General features: G+C 62.5%; 18 protein-coding genes, 1 tRNA gene and 1 pseudogene. 12 read left to right on the forward strand and 8 right to left on the reverse strand.

What is annotated here, in order from left to right; all coding sequences use genetic code 11:
* The first annotated feature begins 47 nt into the window (after nucleotides 1-47).
* Complete coding sequence (locus AC5ZGW_RS34240; protein ID WP_130227980.1) at nucleotides 48-473, forward strand: DUF1330 domain-containing protein; 426 nt, start codon at nucleotides 48-50, stop codon at nucleotides 471-473.
* Nucleotides 474-781: 308 nt separating this feature from the next.
* Here AC5ZGW_RS34240 and AC5ZGW_RS34245 read toward each other — a convergent pair whose 3' ends face one another.
* Both AC5ZGW_RS34245 and AC5ZGW_RS34250 read right to left on the reverse strand, forming a co-directional pair.
* On the reverse strand, nucleotides 782-2,008 hold the full coding sequence (locus tag AC5ZGW_RS34245; protein ID WP_165435382.1) for an ABC transporter substrate-binding protein: 1,227 nt from the start codon (nucleotides 2,006-2,008) through the stop codon (nucleotides 782-784).
* Between the two features lie 293 nt (nucleotides 2,009-2,301).
* A complete protein-coding gene (locus AC5ZGW_RS34250; RefSeq protein ID WP_130227982.1) occupies nucleotides 2,302-2,664 on the reverse strand; it encodes a DUF1304 domain-containing protein in 363 nt (120 codons plus the stop codon).
* Between the two features lie 84 nt (nucleotides 2,665-2,748).
* Between AC5ZGW_RS34250 and AC5ZGW_RS34255 the strand changes: the two genes are divergently transcribed.
* Nucleotides 2,749-3,285, forward strand: a complete 537-nt coding sequence (locus AC5ZGW_RS34255) for a methylated-DNA--[protein]-cysteine S-methyltransferase (RefSeq protein WP_130227983.1) — start codon at nucleotides 2,749-2,751, stop codon at nucleotides 3,283-3,285.
* Here the strand turns inward: AC5ZGW_RS34255 and AC5ZGW_RS34260 are convergent.
* Entirely contained in the window at nucleotides 3,282-3,761 is a 480-nt protein-coding gene (locus tag AC5ZGW_RS34260) for a MaoC family dehydratase (RefSeq protein WP_028162430.1), read from the reverse strand. The two genes, AC5ZGW_RS34255 and AC5ZGW_RS34260, sit on opposite strands and share 4 nt — an antisense overlap.
* A gap of 213 nt (nucleotides 3,762-3,974) precedes the next feature.
* Between AC5ZGW_RS34260 and AC5ZGW_RS34265 the strand changes: the two genes are divergently transcribed.
* Nucleotides 3,975-4,889 carry a DMT family transporter gene (locus AC5ZGW_RS34265; RefSeq protein WP_130227984.1) on the forward strand — a complete coding sequence of 305 codons (915 nt, stop codon included), beginning with the start codon at nucleotides 3,975-3,977 and terminating at the stop codon, nucleotides 4,887-4,889.
* A gap of 122 nt (nucleotides 4,890-5,011) precedes the next feature.
* Here the strand turns inward: AC5ZGW_RS34265 and AC5ZGW_RS34270 are convergent, their stop codons facing one another.
* From AC5ZGW_RS34270 to AC5ZGW_RS34285, 4 genes are all read right to left on the reverse strand, one after another.
* Entirely contained in the window at nucleotides 5,012-5,608 is a 597-nt protein-coding gene (locus AC5ZGW_RS34270) for a GNAT family N-acetyltransferase (protein ID WP_130227985.1), read from the reverse strand.
* 167 nt (nucleotides 5,609-5,775) lie between these two features.
* Nucleotides 5,776-6,048 carry a 50S ribosomal protein L27 gene (gene rpmA, locus AC5ZGW_RS34275; protein WP_027583052.1) on the reverse strand — a complete coding sequence of 91 codons (273 nt, stop codon included), beginning with the start codon at nucleotides 6,046-6,048 and terminating at the stop codon, nucleotides 5,776-5,778.
* A gap of 123 nt (nucleotides 6,049-6,171) precedes the next feature.
* Nucleotides 6,172-6,555, reverse strand: a complete 384-nt coding sequence (gene rplU / locus AC5ZGW_RS34280) for a 50S ribosomal protein L21 (protein ID WP_130227986.1) — start codon at nucleotides 6,553-6,555, stop codon at nucleotides 6,172-6,174.
* Between the two features lie 348 nt (nucleotides 6,556-6,903).
* Complete coding sequence (locus AC5ZGW_RS34285) at nucleotides 6,904-7,419, reverse strand: winged helix-turn-helix transcriptional regulator (protein WP_028162425.1); 516 nt, start codon at nucleotides 7,417-7,419, stop codon at nucleotides 6,904-6,906.
* 192 nt (nucleotides 7,420-7,611) lie between these two features.
* Between AC5ZGW_RS34285 and AC5ZGW_RS34290 the strand changes: the two genes are divergently transcribed.
* The 6 genes from AC5ZGW_RS34290 to AC5ZGW_RS34315 all read left to right on the forward strand — a co-directional run bounded on the left by AC5ZGW_RS34290 (nucleotide 7,612) and on the right by AC5ZGW_RS34315 (nucleotide 13,922).
* Complete coding sequence (locus AC5ZGW_RS34290) at nucleotides 7,612-8,262, forward strand: 2-hydroxychromene-2-carboxylate isomerase (protein WP_130227987.1); 651 nt, start codon at nucleotides 7,612-7,614, stop codon at nucleotides 8,260-8,262.
* 55 nt (nucleotides 8,263-8,317) lie between these two features.
* Nucleotides 8,318-9,874: a class I adenylate-forming enzyme family protein gene (locus tag AC5ZGW_RS34295; RefSeq protein WP_245474891.1), complete on the forward strand. Its 1,557-nt coding sequence runs from the start codon at nucleotides 8,318-8,320 to the stop codon at nucleotides 9,872-9,874.
* 48 nt (nucleotides 9,875-9,922) lie between these two features.
* Nucleotides 9,923-10,660, forward strand: coding sequence for an SDR family oxidoreductase (locus AC5ZGW_RS34300; RefSeq protein WP_130227988.1), 738 nt, complete (start codon nucleotides 9,923-9,925; stop codon nucleotides 10,658-10,660).
* 21 nt (nucleotides 10,661-10,681) lie between these two features.
* Nucleotides 10,682-11,458, forward strand: coding sequence for an enoyl-CoA hydratase-related protein (locus AC5ZGW_RS34305; protein ID WP_130227989.1), 777 nt, complete (start codon nucleotides 10,682-10,684; stop codon nucleotides 11,456-11,458).
* A gap of 31 nt (nucleotides 11,459-11,489) precedes the next feature.
* Entirely contained in the window at nucleotides 11,490-12,650 is a 1,161-nt protein-coding gene (locus AC5ZGW_RS34310) for an iron-containing alcohol dehydrogenase (RefSeq protein ID WP_130227990.1), read from the forward strand.
* A 138-nt stretch (nucleotides 12,651-12,788) separates the two neighbouring features.
* A complete protein-coding gene (locus tag AC5ZGW_RS34315; protein WP_130227991.1) occupies nucleotides 12,789-13,922 on the forward strand; it encodes an ROK family protein in 1,134 nt (377 codons plus the stop codon).
* A 274-nt stretch (nucleotides 13,923-14,196) separates the two neighbouring features.
* Here the strand turns inward: AC5ZGW_RS34315 and AC5ZGW_RS34320 are convergent, their stop codons facing one another.
* Entirely contained in the window at nucleotides 14,197-15,060 is an 864-nt protein-coding gene (locus tag AC5ZGW_RS34320; protein WP_130227992.1) for an alpha/beta fold hydrolase, read from the reverse strand.
* A gap of 122 nt (nucleotides 15,061-15,182) precedes the next feature.
* Here AC5ZGW_RS34320 and AC5ZGW_RS34325 point away from each other — a divergent pair.
* The 3 genes and pseudogenes from AC5ZGW_RS34325 to AC5ZGW_RS34335 form a co-directional block, all read left to right on the forward strand.
* A tRNA-Ser gene (locus tag AC5ZGW_RS34325) sits at nucleotides 15,183-15,272 on the forward strand.
* Between the two features lie 576 nt (nucleotides 15,273-15,848).
* Nucleotides 15,849-16,241: a site-specific integrase gene (locus tag AC5ZGW_RS34330; protein WP_463327090.1), complete on the forward strand. Its 393-nt coding sequence runs from the start codon at nucleotides 15,849-15,851 to the stop codon at nucleotides 16,239-16,241.
* Nucleotides 16,238-16,881 (forward strand): annotated as a pseudogene (locus AC5ZGW_RS34335) (hypothetical protein); the annotation flags it as partial. The gene AC5ZGW_RS34330 and the pseudogene AC5ZGW_RS34335, both read left to right, overlap by 4 nt.

Consider the following 16,881-nt stretch of genomic DNA (forward strand, 5'->3'; position numbering starts at 1 on the left):
GGGGAACCAGGCGTAGAAAACGCGCCAAACAAAGAAAGGAGCGACGCATGGGCCATATCGATCCGACCAAGGAAGTCTTCGCGCAGTTCAGGGAGAGTGATCGGCCGGGGCCGATCCACATGCTCAATCTGGTTCGCCTGCGCGAATGGGCCGCCTATCCGGACGGCCGCAAGGTGACCGGCGCCGAAGCCTATGCGGCCTATGGCCGCGAGAGCGGGCCGGTGTTCGAGCGGCTCGGCGGCCGCATCGTCTGGCAGGGCCGCTTCGAATTGATGCTGATCGGGCCCGAGGCCGAACGCTGGGATCATAGCTTCATCGCCGAATACCCAAGCGTCGCCGCCTTCGTCGAAATGATCCGCGATCCCGTCTATCGCGAAGCGGTGAAGCACCGCCAGGCCGCGGTGGAGGATTCGCGATTGATCAGGCATGCCGTGTTGCCGGTGGGCAAGACGTTCGGGGAGATTCCGAAGTAGGCTTTTTCCTGTCATTGCGAGCGGAGCGAAGCAATCCATGCCTCCGCGAGTGGAGAGATGGATTGCTTCGCTTGCGCTCGCAATGGCGGATGGGGCAGCGTGCTCCGCCCTATCCCCTGAGGAGGTCGCGAAGCGACCGTCTCGAAAGGCGAGGCCACGGGCGGGGCCTCATGGTTCTCCGAGCGATGCGCAGCGTCGTCTCGAGACGCGCTGCGCGCTCCTCGCCATGAGGGTCAAGCAGCGCAGCGACGCATAAAACAAATCGGCGGCCCGGAGGCCGCCGATCGTGTCTTCCATAAGCCGTCCCACTAACCCGCGGGGCCGGCGTCCTCGAGGATCGGACCGAACAGTTCCCAGCGCTCGCCGTTGAAGCGCATCATCTGGAGCTGCTTGTTGACGCGGTAATCGGTCGGCGAGGTGTTGGCGACGATGCCGGGCAGCGAGAGGTCGAGCTGCACGTTCTTGAGGCTGGCGGCCTGCTTCATCACGTTCTCGCGCGTGAGATTGTCGCCGCACTCCTTGAGCACATGGATCAGGAGCTGCGCGGTCGAGTAGCCGTAGGTGTTGAAGTTCGAGTCCTTATCGCCTTCCGGATAGTACTTGGCCATGAACTCGAAATACTTCTTCATGCCGGCATCATCCTTCCAGGTCGGATCGAGCGGATCCTTGCCGTAGTTGACGCTGATCACGCCCTTGGCCGCCTCGAGGCCGGCGGGCTTCATCACCGCGCCGACGGAGGTCGCGTTGATGTCGACGATCTGCACTGGCTTCCAGCCGAGTTCGGCGATCTTCTTGATCGCCTGCGCCGCCTGCTTCGGCGTGGTGGCGCTGAAGAACAAGTCCGCACCGGCGTCCTTGATCTTCAGGATCTGCGAATCCACGGTCGGATCTGAGACCTCGTAGGAGGCTTCCGTCACCACCATGCTGGCCGCCTTGTCGCCGAGGCCGGCTTTGATGCCGTTCAGGTAGTCTTTGCCGAGGTCGTCGTTCTGATAGAGGATGCCGACCTTGGCGTTCGGATGGTTCTTCAGAATGTACTGGCCGTAGATACGGCCCTCGACGAAGTAGTTCGGATTGAAGCCCATCGTCCACGGGAAATTCTTCGGGTCGGTGAACTTCGAGGCGCCGGTTGCTGCGAAAAGCTGCGGCACCTTCTTGGAGTTGAGATATTTCTGGACCGCGGCATTGGATGGCGTGCCGACGATCTGGAAGGTCAGAAGCACCTCGTCGCTTTCGACCAGCTTGCGCGCCTGCTCGACGGCCTTCGGCGGCGAGTAGGCGTCGTCGTACTGGATCAGGTTGATCTTGCGTCCGTTCACGCCGCCCTGGTCGTTGATCATCTTCATATAGGCGGCCTGGGTCTTGCCGATCGAGGCATAGGCCGATGCAGGTCCGGAGAACGGCACGGTCTGGCCGACCTTGATCTCGGTGTCGCTGGCGCCGGGGTCGTATTTCTTCTGGGCATTGGCCGCCGAAACCGACAGCGCGAATGCCAGCGCCGTCCCTGTGACCAGATGCAAAAACCCGTTCCTCATTCGCAGTTTCCTCATGTGTTGTGATTGTGCCGATGATCTTCTCCGCCGGACTTAAAGGCCCGCCGGATGCCATCGCTAGCGGCGATAGTGGAGGAACCCTTGCTGCAATGCAAGGTGGAGTCGTGCTGAAAAGCCGAGCGATATCAGTCGACCAAAGTAGGGTGTTGGCTGGAGCTTCGGTTCTGATGGAATCAGAACCGAAGCTCCAGATTCTTGTTTTGACGCGTTTTCTTCACGCGAACCGGTGTCCACCCTCGGATCAAGTCCGAGGGCATGCTTCGCTCGAAAATGCCCTAGGCAAGCCAGAGCAGAATCAGCGCGAGCGTAGCCGGCGCCGCCTGCACATAGAGGATCCGGCGGCTGACGGTTGCTGCGCCATAGACGCCGGCAACGATTACGCAGAGCAGGAAGAATGTCTTGATCTGAAGCGCGAAGCCCGGGTTGGCGTGAAGCAGGCCCCAGATCAGGCCTGCCGCGAGGAAGCCGTTATAGAGGCCCTGGTTGGCAGCCAGCACGGCCGACTCGGTAGCCTTCTCGATCGAGTTGCGAAACGTCTTCAGGCCGAGCGGCTTGGTCCAGAGAAACATCTCCAAAATCAGGAAGTAAATGTGCAGCGCGGCCACCACCGCGACCAAGAGGTTTGCGATCCAGAACATCTTGTCCCCCATCCCCGGAAACCGGGTGGACGGTAGCACGCGACGGATCGAAGATGCGACTGTTCATCGATGTCTGGAACGACAATGCCTGTTCGCGACAAACTGACGAAGCCGGCCACAACGTTTGGCCTGGATCGGCTGGAAACGCCGATCGGCGTGGCGTTGCTGGTCACCGATGACGACGGCGCGCTCCGCGCGCTGGATTGGGAGGACTATGAGGCGCGCATGAACGAGCTGCTGCGCCTGCACTATGGCGCCGTGGTCTTGAAACAGGCGCGTGCGCCGAAGGACATCCGCGCCGCGCTGTCCGAATATTTCAAGGGCGATCTCGATCGCCTCGGCGGCATCCAGTGGCGCGTCGCCGGCACGCCGTTCCAAAACAAGGTCTGGACCGCGCTGGCGAAGATCCCCGTGGGCACGACGATGAGCTATGGCGCAATGGCGGCAAAGCTCGGTGCGCCCAACGCGCAGCGCGCTGTCGGTCATGCCAACGGCTCGAACCCGATCAGCGTCGTGCTGCCCTGTCATCGCCTGATCGGTGCCAATGGCGCGCTGGTCAAATATGGCGGCGGGTTGGAGCGCAAGCGCTGGCTGCTCGCGCATGAGGGCGTTTGGGTTTAAGCCGGCCGTCGCCGGATCAAGAACTTCTGCATGCCTTCGAGCACCAATTCGCGGCGCTGGTTGAACACGGTGGAGCGCAACGTCACGACGCCGGTGGTGCGGCCGGGCACAAGCTCGGTCACTTCGAGCGCGGGATAGATGGTGTCGCCGGCATAGACCGGCTTCAAGAAGCGGCTCGACTGTTCGAGAAAGCCGATCATGGATTCCTCGACGATGAACGGAAACAGCCCGGCGCCGGGTGCGGTGTGGATCAGGGTCTGAAAGCCGTGCGCGAGCAGGTGCGGCATGCCGCGGGCGCGGCAATATTCGACGTCATAGTGGATCGGATGGGTGTCGCCGCTGGCGGTCTGGAACGCCGCGAACACCGCCTCGGTCTGGGTCCGGCTCGGGATCACAAAGCGCTCGCCGAGGGTGAAATCTTCGAACCAGCGCTGTGCTTGCACCATGCGGTGCTGGGCGGGGTCGAAGTCGGTCATATCAGGGCTTTCCTCGGCAGAATTGTTTTGTGATGTACCGGTATCGCAGCGATGTTGATGCGGCAATCGATTCCGCCTAAAGCGCGATGAGATGAGGATGAAGCATCATCGCGCTTTAGGTTATTGTTTGAGCATGATCTTTTCGGAAAACCGCCTCACACTTTTCCGGATCATGCTCTAATCCCGCCATGACGAGAAGCATCCCAGTCATCCATGACCCTGTTCGCAAAACTCTCCGCCTATGATGATCGCTCCGCCCGGCTTGCCGGCATCGGGCTGATGCTGCTGTCGATCTTCATGTTCTCGTTCGGCGATGCGATGGGGAAATTCCTCGTCGCGACCTATTCGGTCGGACAGTTGTTGTGGCTGCGCGCCTGTGCGGCACTGGTGGTGCTGCTGCCGATCATCTGGAAGCAGCGTGCGACGTTCTTCCCTATCGAGCGTCCCTGGCTGCAATTGCTGCGGGTGACGCTGTCAACGCTCGAGGTTGCCGCCTTCTTCCTTGCGACCGTCTACCTGCCGCTCGCCGACGTCATCACCTATTATCTTGCCGGCCCGATCTTCGTCACCGCGCTGTCGGGTCTGGTGCTCGGCGAGCAGATCGGCTGGCGGCGCTGGAGCGCGATCCTGGTCGGCTTCTGCGGCGTATTGATCGCGCTCCGGCCATCAGCGCAAACCGTGAGCTTGCCGGCGATGATTGCGCTCGGCGGCAGCATGTCGTTCGCGGTCCTGATGCTGATCACGCGCTCGCTGCGCGCAACACCCGATATCGTGCTGACCTCGTCGCAGTTCTGCGGCACGTTCCTGCTCGGCGCCGTGCTGTCGCCGTTCGGCTGGGTGACGCCGGATGCCGGCAGCCTTGCTCTCTTCTTCGTCGCCGGGCTGATCTCGGTCGCGGCGCTGTTCTGTGTCAATCGCTCGCTGAAGCTGGCGCCGGCAAGCGTGGTGGTGCCCTACCAATATTCGATGATCGTCTGGGCGGTGATCTTCGGCTTCGTCGTGTGGGGTGACGTGCCGTCCTGGGCCACAATCGTCGGGGCCGCGATCATCATCGCCGCCGGGCTCTACATCTTCCTGCGCGAGCAGAAGCTGGGGCGGGAAGAGCCGGTGGTGAGCCCGCCGGTGTAGCCTCAACGACGCTGCGCAGTTTCTGCTTGCTCGCGCTTCAACAACTTCCTGTGGTTATGGGTCCCCGCTTTCGCGGGGACGACGGGTGTTGTTTGCGGCGAGACCCTATGCGGTTTTCTCTGCTATCGATCCCTTCGCATCGATGAGCCCCAGCGCCTCAGCGACGACCAGACGCTGCGCGACAGGCGGAAGCAGTCGACCGGGGTGGAGGAGCCGAGCGCTTCGAAGCGGTGCAGCTCGACGCCGCTCCACTGGAAGCCGCATTTCTCCAGGATGTTGCGCGACGACGGGTTGGCGACGCGGGCGCCGGAGAACAGGTAGTCGTGACCGAACTCCTCGAAGAAGTAGTCGATCGTGGCGCGCGCGGCCTCGGTGCCAAAGCCCTGGCCCCAATGTTCGACGCCGAGCCAGTAGCCGAGCTCCGGAGTATCAGGCTCGCGCCAGTCGATGCCGACCACGCCTATCGGCGCGGAGCTGGTCTCGATCAGGAACACGGTCTCGCCGCCTCCCCCGGCAGTCGCACGCACGAATTCGACCGCATGCTCGTTCAGATAAGGATGCGGCAGGCGGCGGGTGTTCTCTGCAATGCGACGATCATTGGCGAGATGCGCAATTGCTTTTACGTCCGCGAGCGTCGGCTTGCGCAAGGTCAGCCGTTCGGTCTCGAGGACGCAACCTCTCGACTCGCGTAATATTGAGGTCGGGATATCCTGCAGCATGTCGGGCTCCTGTGATGCGATAACGGTACGCTACGCTTCGATCCTTGCGCGTGGCCTCACATGGGACACGCGCAACAGAAAAGGGGAGGCCGGTATCCCGCCTCCCCTGGAGCCTCTTAGAGCCCCGCCGGTTCAACAGGATCCGGCGGACTCATATCGTCCACCGTCTATTCGGCTGCGGCCTCGAGCACCGGAATTACCGATACGAAGGTGCGGCCATTGCCTTTGGCGCGGAACTCCACACGACCCTCGACCTTGGCGAACAGGGTATGATCGGTTCCCATGCCGACATTAAGGCCCGGATGCCAGGTGGTGCCGCGCTGACGCGCGATGATGTTACCGGGAATCACGAGCTCGCCACCGAACGCTTTGACGCCAAGGCGTTTGCCCTTGGAATCACGTCCGTTTCGCGATGAACCGCCTGCTTTTTTGTGAGCCATAGCTCGTCTCCAACTGCAGTAATTCTCTAGATCAATTCCTTGACGGAATCATTTCACTTTTTGTCACGTTTCAACTTTTGATACGTGACAATCACATTTCTCTAACGCCGCGATTTTGAAGGTTTATGCAGCATCCTCAGTGGGCGCTGCAGCAACCTTTTCCTTCTTCGGCCGCGGGCCGATCGTCGGCTTCGCGTTGTCGGTCAGGATCTCGGTGATCCGCAGCACCGTCAGCTCATCGCGATAGCCGCGCTTGCGACGGGAATTCTTGCGGCGGCGCTTCTTGAACGCGATCACCTTCGGACCGCGCTTGTGCTGCAGCACCTCGGCCGCCACCGAAGCGCCGGCCACCGTCGGCACGCCCAGAACCGGCGTTTCGCCGCCGACCACCAGAACCTCGCCAAGCTGCACGATCGTGCCGACATCGCCGGCGATCTTGCCAATCTCGAGAACATCATCCGGAACGACGCGGTACTGCCGGCCGCCGGTTTTGATGACTGCGAACATCGTTTTATTCCTTCGTGTTCGATCCCGTCCTCGGGGTATCCCCCGGGCCGGCTTCTTGTTCAGTCGCTATGGGTTACGATTTTCGCGCGGCGCGGGGACGTGCCCGGAATTCGCGCAAAAACAAACGGCGCGAGAAATCCCACGCCGGATTGAGGGCCGTTATAGCGGTCAAGCGCCAAGAGTCAAGGCAAACGGGCCGAAAACCGGCCGAAAATGAAGGATTCGGAGCGATTTTAGGCCGGTTTGAGCGAGGTTCCCGGCCCGTAGCCCGGTGGAGCGCAGCGCAACCCGGGTCATCCATCGGCCCCGGGTTACGCGTTCCGCTCCACCCGGGCTACCGCGCCCCAGTCACGTCCCGGTCTTGGTCTTCGCCTTCGGATCATCCGCCGCCATGGCGTGCACCGGCGAGGTCTGGCGGGCGCCGGGGCCCGGATGCACATGGACGGCCTTGGCCGACAGCGGCTCGCCGCATTCCGAGCAGACCATCACCGGGTCGAACATGTGTCCGCAGTTCTTGTGCTGATGCAGCATCGGTCGGCCGCGCGAGTCGACCATGTGGATGTTGCCCCAGTGCACGATCGACATGATGATCGGATAGAGGTCGAGGCCCTTCTGCGTCAGGATATATTCGTAGCGCTTCGGCGATTCCTGGTACGGGATTCGGCGCAGCACGCCGAAGCGCACCAGCTTCTTCAGCCGCTCGGCGAGCAGATGGCGGGTGATGCCGAGCGAGGACTGGAACGCCTCGAACCTCCGCTTGCGAAGAAAGCACTCGCGCAGGATCAGGAGACTCCAGCGGTCGCCGATCACGGCCACCGTGCGGGCCAGCGAGCACGGCTCCTCTTCAAGCGTATCCCATTTCATCAATGTCTCCAGTCACCTGCAGTCCGCGAAGCAGGATTCATTCTAATTCGGCACTGAGGCTCGTTCAACCGTTTGTGCGTCGACCGTTACCGCAGAGCCCAATCCGCTATTGACAGTTCTAAAATAGAACTTTAAAGCCGAGGTCGCAACCGATCGCGGCGACGGGCCGCCCTATCCGAGGAAAGGCAATCGATGGCTGCTCCGCTCAAAGTCGAGTTTCATTTCGATTTCGGCAGCCCGAACGCCTATCTCGCCGAGCTGGTCCTGCCGGGAATTGAAAAGCGCACCGGCGTGAAGTTCGACTATGTCCCGGTGCTGCTCGGCGGCGTCTACAAGGCGACCGGCAACATGTCGCCGTTCGACTCGCTGCGCGGGATCAAGAACAAGGCCGAATACAACGCACTGGAAACCGAGCGCTTCCTGCGGCGCCACCACATCACGAGATTCAAGTCGAACCCGTTCTTCCCGGTGAACACGTTGATGCTGATGCGCGGCGTGATCGCCGCGGAATTCGAGGGATTGTTCGAGCCCTATTTCCGTGCGGCCTACCACCACATGTGGGTCGAGCCAAAGAAGATGGACGATCCGCAGGTCTTCCGCGACGCGTTCCTCGCCTCCGGCGTCGATATCGACCGCGTGCTCGCGCGCATCCAGCAGGACGACGTCAAGAAGAAGCTGATCGAGAACACGCAAGCCGCGGTGGCGCGCGGCGAGTTCGGCTCGCCGACTTTCTTCGTCGGCGACGAAATGTTCTTCGGCAAGGATCGCCTGCGCGAGGTCGAGGAAGAGATCGTCGCCCAGCTCGCGGCGGCGAAAGGCTGCGCGAGACGGCCAGGAACCTAAGCAAACCAATTCACAGCAAGGCCCGGAACAAGGGTCGTGGAGGCGGGAGGTGTCGTTGACGATATTGGAGCGAGCGGCCCCGGCGGCCGAAATTCTGGCAAATCTGCCGAACCGGATCCACGAGGTGATCGACCGGCATGTCGCGGCGACGCCGGATCGCACGGCGCTGATCGATGACGGCGGCAGCCTGACCTACCGCGAACTCGATCGCGCCATTGGCGGCACCGCGGACGCGCTGCGTGCGCTCGGCATCCGCGCCGGCGACCGCATCATGATCGTCAGCGAGAACGCGATCCCGCTCGCGTGCCTTCTGTTCGCCGCGAGCCGGCTCGATGCCTGGGCGATCGTGGTCAATCCGCGGCTATCGCCGCGCGAACTGGACCAGATCCGGGATCACAGCGGCGCGCGCCGCGTCTTCCTCACCACCGACGTTTCCAAGGAAGCGGCCGCGCATGCCGCGCGTTACAGCGCACCGGTGCAGGATGTCGGCCCGCTCTATGGCATCGGCGTATCCGCGCTGAACGAGGCAACCTCGCCCGAGCCGGTCGAGGCCGACGGCGCCAGCCAGGTTGCCGTGCTGATCTACACCTCGGGCACCACGGGCACGCCGAAAGGCGTGATGCTGACGCACCGCAATCTCTTGTTCAGCGCCCAGACCACCGCGGCGCTGCGCAACATGACGTCGGACGACGTGCAATATTGCGTGCTGCCGATCTCGCACATCGTCGGCATCTCGCTACTCACGATGACGCTGATGACCGGCGCCACGGTCCGCCTGGTCGCGAAGTATGATCCGGCGGCGTTGGTGCAGGCGATGGCGGAGGAAGGCATCACGATCCTGAACGGCGTTCCCGCCACCTATCAGCGCCTGCTCGAATACAAGCGGACGTCAGGTCTTTCGAAACTGAACCGCGGCGCGCTGCGCCTGATCTCGGTCGCGGGCGCGCCGCTCGACCTCGATCTGAAATCGCGGGTCGAACAGGAACTCGGGCTGCCTTTGCTCAACGGCTACGGCATCACCGAATGCTCGCCCGGGATTTCCGGCATTCGTCCGGAGGCGCCGAGAGCCGACCATGGCGTCGGGACGCTGCTGCCCGGTCTCGAGGCCAGGATCGTCGGCAGGGATGGCAAGCTGGTCGCAAGCGGCGCGGTCGGCGAACTCCATGTCCGCGGCGCCAACGTCATGCGCGGCTATTACCGCGCGCCCGATCTTACCGCGAAGGCGATCGATCCCGATGGCTGGTTCAACACCGGCGATCTCGCGCGTTTCGAGGGCGACTGCCTCTATATCGTCGGCCGTACCAAGGAGATGATCATCCGCTCCGGCTTCAACGTCTATCCGGCGGAGATCGAGGCGGTGCTCTCGACCCACGACGCCGTGGTGCAGTGCGCCGTGGTGGGGCGGCCGGTCGAGGGCAATGAGGAAGTGGTCGCGTTCGTCCAGCTGCTGCAGGGCTCGAAGGCGACGGCGGAGGACCTGATGGCTCATGTCGCGCCGCAGCTCACCTCCTACAAGCGGCCCTCGGAGATCATCCTGCTCGACGCGCTGCCGGCGACCTCGACGGGCAAGATATTGAAGCACAAACTGGCGGAGTCGCTGCGCACGTCCTGAGCGCGCGGCGAGATCGATTTATTTCCAATCAGCAGTCGGGAGAGGCCAATGCAGAAGAGAAATGCGACGGCGGCGGTCATCGGGGCCGGCGATTATATCGGCGGCGAGATCGCCAAGAAATTTGCGTCCGAAGGGTTCACCATCTTCGCCGGACGACGCAATGGCGCCAAGCTCGAGCCGCTGGTGAAGGAGATCGAGGCGGCCGGCGGCGAGATCCATGCCCGCTCGCTCGATGCGCGGAAGGAGGATGAGATCATCTCCTTCCTGAGCGACGCCGACAAGCACGCGCCGCTCGAAGTCTGCATCTTCAACATCGGCGCCAACGTCAACTTTCCGATCCTGGAGACCACCGAGCGCGTGTTCCGCAAGGTCTGGGAGATGGCCTGCTATTCCGGCTTCCTCGCCGGACGCGAGGCGGCGCGGCTGATGCTGCCGCGCGGCCGGGGCAACATCTTCTTCACCGGCGCCACGGCATCGTTGCGCGGCGGGCCGGGCTACGCCGCCTTCGCCAGCGCCAAGTTCGGCCTGCGTGCGGTAGCGCAAGCGATGGCGCGCGAGCTCGGGCCGAAGAACATCCACGTCGCCCATCTCATCATCGACTCCGGCGTCGACACCGAATGGGTGCGGCAACGGCGCATCGAAGCGTTGGGCCCCAACGCGCTCGACAATCCCGATCTGTTGATGCCGCCGTCCTCCGTCGCTGCCTCCTATTGGCAGCTCTACCAGCAGCCGAAGAGCGCCTGGACGTTTGAGCTGGAAATCCGCCCGTTCGGCGAGAAGTGGTAATGGCGGGGTAGGGAGCAAATCATGAGCGAGCATGTCAAGACCGAGATCGTCGACGGCGTGATGACGGTGACCTTGCAGCGTCCCGAGAAGAAGAACGCGCTCACCGTGGCGATGTATGACGCCATGTCGGACGCACTCGAACGCGCCGAGACCGATGGCTTGGTCCGGGTGATCCTGTTCCAGGGCGATGGCGACAGCTTTACGGCGGGCAACGACCTCGCCGATTTCGCTAGCCAGTCCAAAGGCGACAATTCCGCCATCGAGGGCGGAGCGCATCGCTTCATCGCCACCATCGGCAAGGCCAAGAAGCCGCTGGTTGCCGCCGTGCAGGGCAATGCCGTCGGCGTCGGCACCACGATGCTGTTGCATTGCGACCTCGTTTATCTCGCCGACAATGCGCGGCTGATCACGCCGTTCGTCAATCTCGCGCTGGTGCCGGAAGCGGCCTCGAGCTTCCTGCTGCCGCTCCGGATCGGCCATGCGCGGGCCTACGCGATGTTCGCGCTCGGTGAGCCGATGGAGGCATCCGCGGCGCTGGCCTGCGGGCTCGCGAATGCAGTCGTGCCGCAGACGGAGCTGCGCAAGAAGGCGCGCGATGCAGCCATCGCGCTGACCAAGCGGCCGGCCGGTTCGCTCAGCCTCACCAAGCAGTTGATGCGCGACCATGAGCGGATCGCGGCGCGGATGGCCGAAGAAGGCAGCCTGATCAAGGAGCGCCTCAAGACGCCCGAAGCGCGCGAAGCCTTTGCAGCCTTCGCCGAGCGTAGGCCACCCGACTTCACCAAGTTCCAGGCCTGACGTCTGATACGCACCAGACACGGAGACGAACATGCATGCCGCGGGCAGCTATCAATATCCCCCAATGGACTCGGTTATCTATGGCAAGCCCGCGGCTGAGGCGCTGCGCGAGGAAGCAGAAAGGCTCGGCGCCAAACGCGTCTATCTGATCGTCAGCCGCACGCTCAACAGCACGACCGACGAGATCGAGAAGATCCGCACCGCTCTCGGCGATCGTTATGCCGCGACCTTCGACGGCATTCCGCAGCACACCACGCGCGACGTCGTGGTGCAGACCGCAAAGCAGGCCAAGGAGGCCGGCGCCGACCTCGTGGTCGCGATCGGCGGTGGTTCGGTGGTGGATGCGGCCAAGATCGTGCTGATGTGCATGGAGCACGAGATCTTCGATCCTTCCGGGCTCGACGGCTATGAGACCACGCCCGAGCGCCGCTTCGGTCCGTTCCGCACGCCGAAGGTGCGGATGATTGCGATCCCAAGCACGCTGTCCGGCGGCGAGTACAATTCCGGCACCCTGGTGACCGATACGCGCCGCAAGCTGAAGCAGATCTTCAATCACCCGATGATGATGCCGCGCACCATCATCCTCGATCCTGCCATCACGCGCTACACTCCGGAGAAGCTATGGCTTGGCTCGGGCACCCGCGCGATGGATCACGGAATCGAGGCGATCTGCTCGATCCGCGGCAATGCGCTGGTCGATGCCGTCTGCCTGCAGGGCCTGCGCTATCTCCATGACGGCCTCTTGCGCACCAAGGAGGATCCGAACGACGAAGCGGCACGCATCAATTGCCAGTTGGGCTCCTGGATGTCGGCGTTCGGGCTGCAGGGGCGGGTGCCGATGGGGGCGAGCCACGCGATCGGCCATGTGCTCGGCGGCACCTGTGATGTGCCGCATTATTTCTGCACGGCGGTGATGATGCCGAGCGTACTGCGCTACAATCGCCCCGCGACCGAGCAGGCGCAGAAGGAGATCGCGGCAGCGCTTGGCGCGCCCGAGCTCGATGCCGGCGAGGCCTTCGCCGCCTTCATCGCCAGGCTCGGCCTGCCGCGGCGGCTGGCCGATGTCGGGGTGGGCGAGGACCGCTTCGAGCTGATCGGCAAGAATGCGATGCTATCGATCTTCACCCGCTCGAATCCACAGCCGATCCGCGAGCCGGCCGACGTCGTCAAGATTTTGCGGCTGGCGGCCTGATTAGAGCATGATCCGGAAAAGTGGAATCCAGTTTTCCGAAAAGATCATGCTCAAACAAGAAGATCTAACCGCCGTCGTGGGCGCAACCAAACCCGTTCCAGGCCGTTATCCCCGGGTTCCAACCGGGGCAAGGATTTCATGGCCGACGAACTGGTATTGACAACGGGGATCGCCCACCACGGTGCGACGCGGCTGCCGTCTGTCGACGTCGACAGCTTCAACATCGAACTGAAGGACGACGAGGGTTTCCTCGGCGACCGCGCCAGCAAGAGCGCGTTCCGCAAGATCCTCGATCGCTGGCGCAAGCCGCTGCGCAAGACCGGCGAGGACCCGTTCGGCGATGAGCCGTCCGACCAGGTCAGCAAGAAGACGCTGGACGCGATGCTGATCGGCGACGACACCGAGGCCTCCGCCGTGGTCCACAGCGCGATCGAGGAGTTCGCGCTGGAGCTTGCCTATGTGACTCGGCGTTTCCTCAAGACCAAGCCCTGGGCCAAGACCGAGCGCATCGTGGTCGGTGGTGGCTTCCGTGACTCCAGGCTTGGCGAGCTCGCGATCGCGCGCACCGAGATCATCCTCAAGGACGAGAAGTTCAAGGTTGATCTTCAGCCGATCCGCCATCACCCCGACGAAGCCGGGCTGATCGGCTGCCTGCATCTGGCGCCGTCATGGATCTTCGAAGCTCATGACAGTATCCTGGCGGTCGACATCGGCGGCACCAACATCCGCTGCGGCGTGGTCGAGACGCGCTGGAAAAAGGCGCCGGACCTCTCCAAGGCCACGGTCTGGAAATCCGAGCTTTGGCGCCATGCCGACGAAGCACCGACGCGCGAAGCCGCGGTGGAGCATCTGGTCGAGATGCTGCAGGACCTGATCGCGGAAGCCGAGACCGATGGGCTGAAGCTGGCGCCCTTCATCGGGATCGCCTGTCCCGGCGTGATCAATGAGGACGGCTCGATCGAGAAGGGCGCGCAGAACCTGCCGGGCAATTGGGAGAGCAGCAAGTTCAACCTGCCGGCAAGCCTGGTCGAGGCGATCCCGCAAATCGGCGACCACGACACCGCGATCGTCATGCATAACGACGGCGTGGTGCAGGGCCTTTCCGAAGTCCCCTTCATGCAGGATGTCGAACGCTGGGGCGTCCTGACGATCGGCACCGGCCTCGGCAATGCGCGCTTCACCAACCGCCGCAAGGAGAACGGCAAGAACGCCAAGAATGGCGAGAAAGCCGAGAAGGACAACGGCGAGAAGAAAGCGAAGAAGAGCGCGTGACGCTGGGTGGATGCCTACCCTTGATTTCGTCATCTTCCCGTAAGTTTACGGGCGGTTTCCCGGAAATCCGGATGCAGTAAGGTTTAAAGGTTAGGTTAAGGCCGACATTGCGTTGGCCGTTGCGGCGCCCGTTGCTACGGTGATCGCGTCGCCTCCGCTGACCGGCGAAGCCGCACTTCCCCGGCCAGCATTTTGATGAAGCGGCACGGGACCGCCAGTTATTTTTGTCGCGTCTGGCGGTCCCACCCACTCTTTCTAACCTGATTCTCCCGCTTCAGATCCATCCGATGCGCGAAAAGAACGAGGAGATCTCGTTGCTTGCGCGATCGGGGGCTTCGCGATGCGGAAAATGTCCGACGCCTTCGAACATTTTCAAATCGAGGTCGGTGAAGGTCTCGCCGAGCCGGTCGGTCCAGGCATAGGGAAACAGCGGATCGTGCTCGGCCCAGCGGATGCAGGTCGGCGCGGTGATCGCAGGCAATGACGGCGCTTCGCCCTGCATCATCCTGACGCGCGCAGCGTGCGCGGCGCGGTAATGCGCGAAGCCGCCGGCGAGATTGCCCGCTTTCAGGAAGTTGTCGGTAAAGGCGTCCAGCACATCGTCGAACGCGTCCTGGCGGTGCGACCAGCCTTTGAGGAAATGCCCGATATAGAGGGCGCAACTCTCGCGCGTCGCGCCGACGAGTTTGGGCGCCATCTCCATCTGGTGGAATGACTGGTACCAGATGTGGTTCAGCCTATCCGGCGCCGCCATCCGCGGCCCGATGCCGGGATAGACGAAATCGAAGAAGAAAAGCCCCGCGATCCGCTCGGGCGCTTTTCGTGCCAAAGGCTGCATCACGGCGCCGCCGACATCATGGCCGACCACGCCGGCCCGCTCGATCCCGAGCGCATCCATCAGCGCTAGCATGTCGTCCGCGTGCTGTTCCGGCCCGTACGGGCCATCCGGCTTGTCGCTGTCGCCGAAGCCGCGCAGGTCGGGGGCGATCAGCGTAAAACGGTCGGAAAGTCGCGCCATGACCGGCTCCCAGGTCAGCCAGAATTCCGGCCAGCCATGCAACAAGAGCAACGGCTTGCCGGCCCCGATCCGGGCGACATGGAACGCCGCCCCATTGGCTTTCACCGTCAAATGCTCCATTTCGCCCTCCTTTGGCCGTTTCGGCGCTGCGGAAATCTTCTCCCGGCGCCTTGTCTCCCCCGGCATCCTCGCCTAGAACACGCCCCGACCGCAGAGGGTGAGGAATCACCTTTTTGGCACCGGGAGAGGTGGCAGAGTGGTTGAATGCACCGCACTCGAAATGCGGCATAGGTGCAAGCCTATCGGGGGTTCGAATCCCTCCCTCTCCGCCAAGCAGCCCTCTAAGTGCCTGATTATTCGAGTCCTTCAGTAAAATAGGGGCTTTCGTTACCAGCCGTTGGTACAAAAGGTTGGTACAACGCGATGGTCCTCAAAATGGCGCGCCCTTGGCCGCACCCAATCACCGGCATCTATTGGTTTCGCAAGGCCGTTCCGTCCAAGCTCCGGCCGATCCTCAAGAAGAGGGAGGAAGTATTCACTTCGCACTCGGGATCCGGACGAGGCGAAGTTGCGTCATGCTGTGAAGGCCGCCGAAGTAGCAAAGCGCTGGGCAGGTCTGAGGAGCGGTGTCCAGACCCTGACCTTCAAGCAGGCGAGCGCGCTTGCGGGAAAGTTCTCTCGTGAGCGGATCGCGGCGAACGATGACAATCCCGGCGTGTCAGAGCGGTGGGAAAACAAATTCAAGAATCTCAAACGGGACGGCAAGCTGATCCCCGAGAAGAGGCCCGACGCCGTTGGCCTTTGGCTACATTATCGGTGGCATGCGAAGCAGTACCTGACCGAAATGCGCATGCGCCTCGATCCGCCGAGCTTCGATCTTTTTCAAGGCGTTCGCGGAAGCGAGTCAGATGGCCGACCAGCATTTGATGCGCAATGCAAACCGCGACTACACGCCCGATCCGAAGGCTTCGCGCTTTCCCGAATGGCAGGACCACGCCAAGCCGCAGGTGAGCTCAATGGTCGCGGCGTTCAAGGCGTACGCAAAGGAAGCCGAGCTTGGTGCGAGGACCGTCAAGAAGTGGGGACCGATCATCGATCGTCTTGTCGTTCATGTCGGTCGCGACGACCTGTCAGCTGTGACCCGCGCTCTTCTCATCGATTGGAAAGACCAATTGCGAGCGGAAGGATTGACACCGAGAAGTATACGGGACGGCTATCTTGCCGCGGCGAAAGCCACTGTGTGTACCGAAAACCTTATCCGAGTTGATGATGTAATGGAATCGCCTAAGCTGGCGGAATGATCGGGCTGCTCTGTTTCGTACTGGCCGTCTTGGCTTCGCCCCTCAAGTCGAAGAGCCGACTTGAAGCAGAGAATGCGGCGCTCAGACATCAGTTGATTGTCTTGAGGCGTAAGATGCGGGGTCGCGTCCGGCTCAGCAACGATGATCGCTGGTTCTTCATTCAGCTGTATCGCTGGTTTCAATCGATCTTGCAGGTCCTCACGATCATCCGGCCCGAGACGGTCGTGCGTTGGCACCGGGCCGGCTTTCGCGGCTACTGGCGTTGGAAGTCGCGCCCGATCGGAGGGCGACCGCCCATCGACACAGAGCTGCGCGGATTGATCCGGCGGATCAGCATCGACAATCCGTTGTGGGGTGCGCCGCGCATCCACGGCGAACTGCTCAAGCTCGGGTTCGAGGTCGCGCGGTCCAGCGTCGCCAAGTACATGGTGAAGCGACGCGGGCCACCTAGCCAGGGATGGCGCACCTTCTTGTGTAATCACGCGCCGGACATTGCCGCCATGGACTTGTTCGTTGTTCCAACGATCGGTTTCGATCTGCTCTATGCTTTTGTGATCGTCCGGCTCGACCGCAGAGACCTCGTCTGGATCAACGTCACAGCAAATCCGACGGCGGAATGGGTTGCACGTCAAATCACGGA

This window comes from Bradyrhizobium sp. Crot121 (assembly GCF_059512385.1).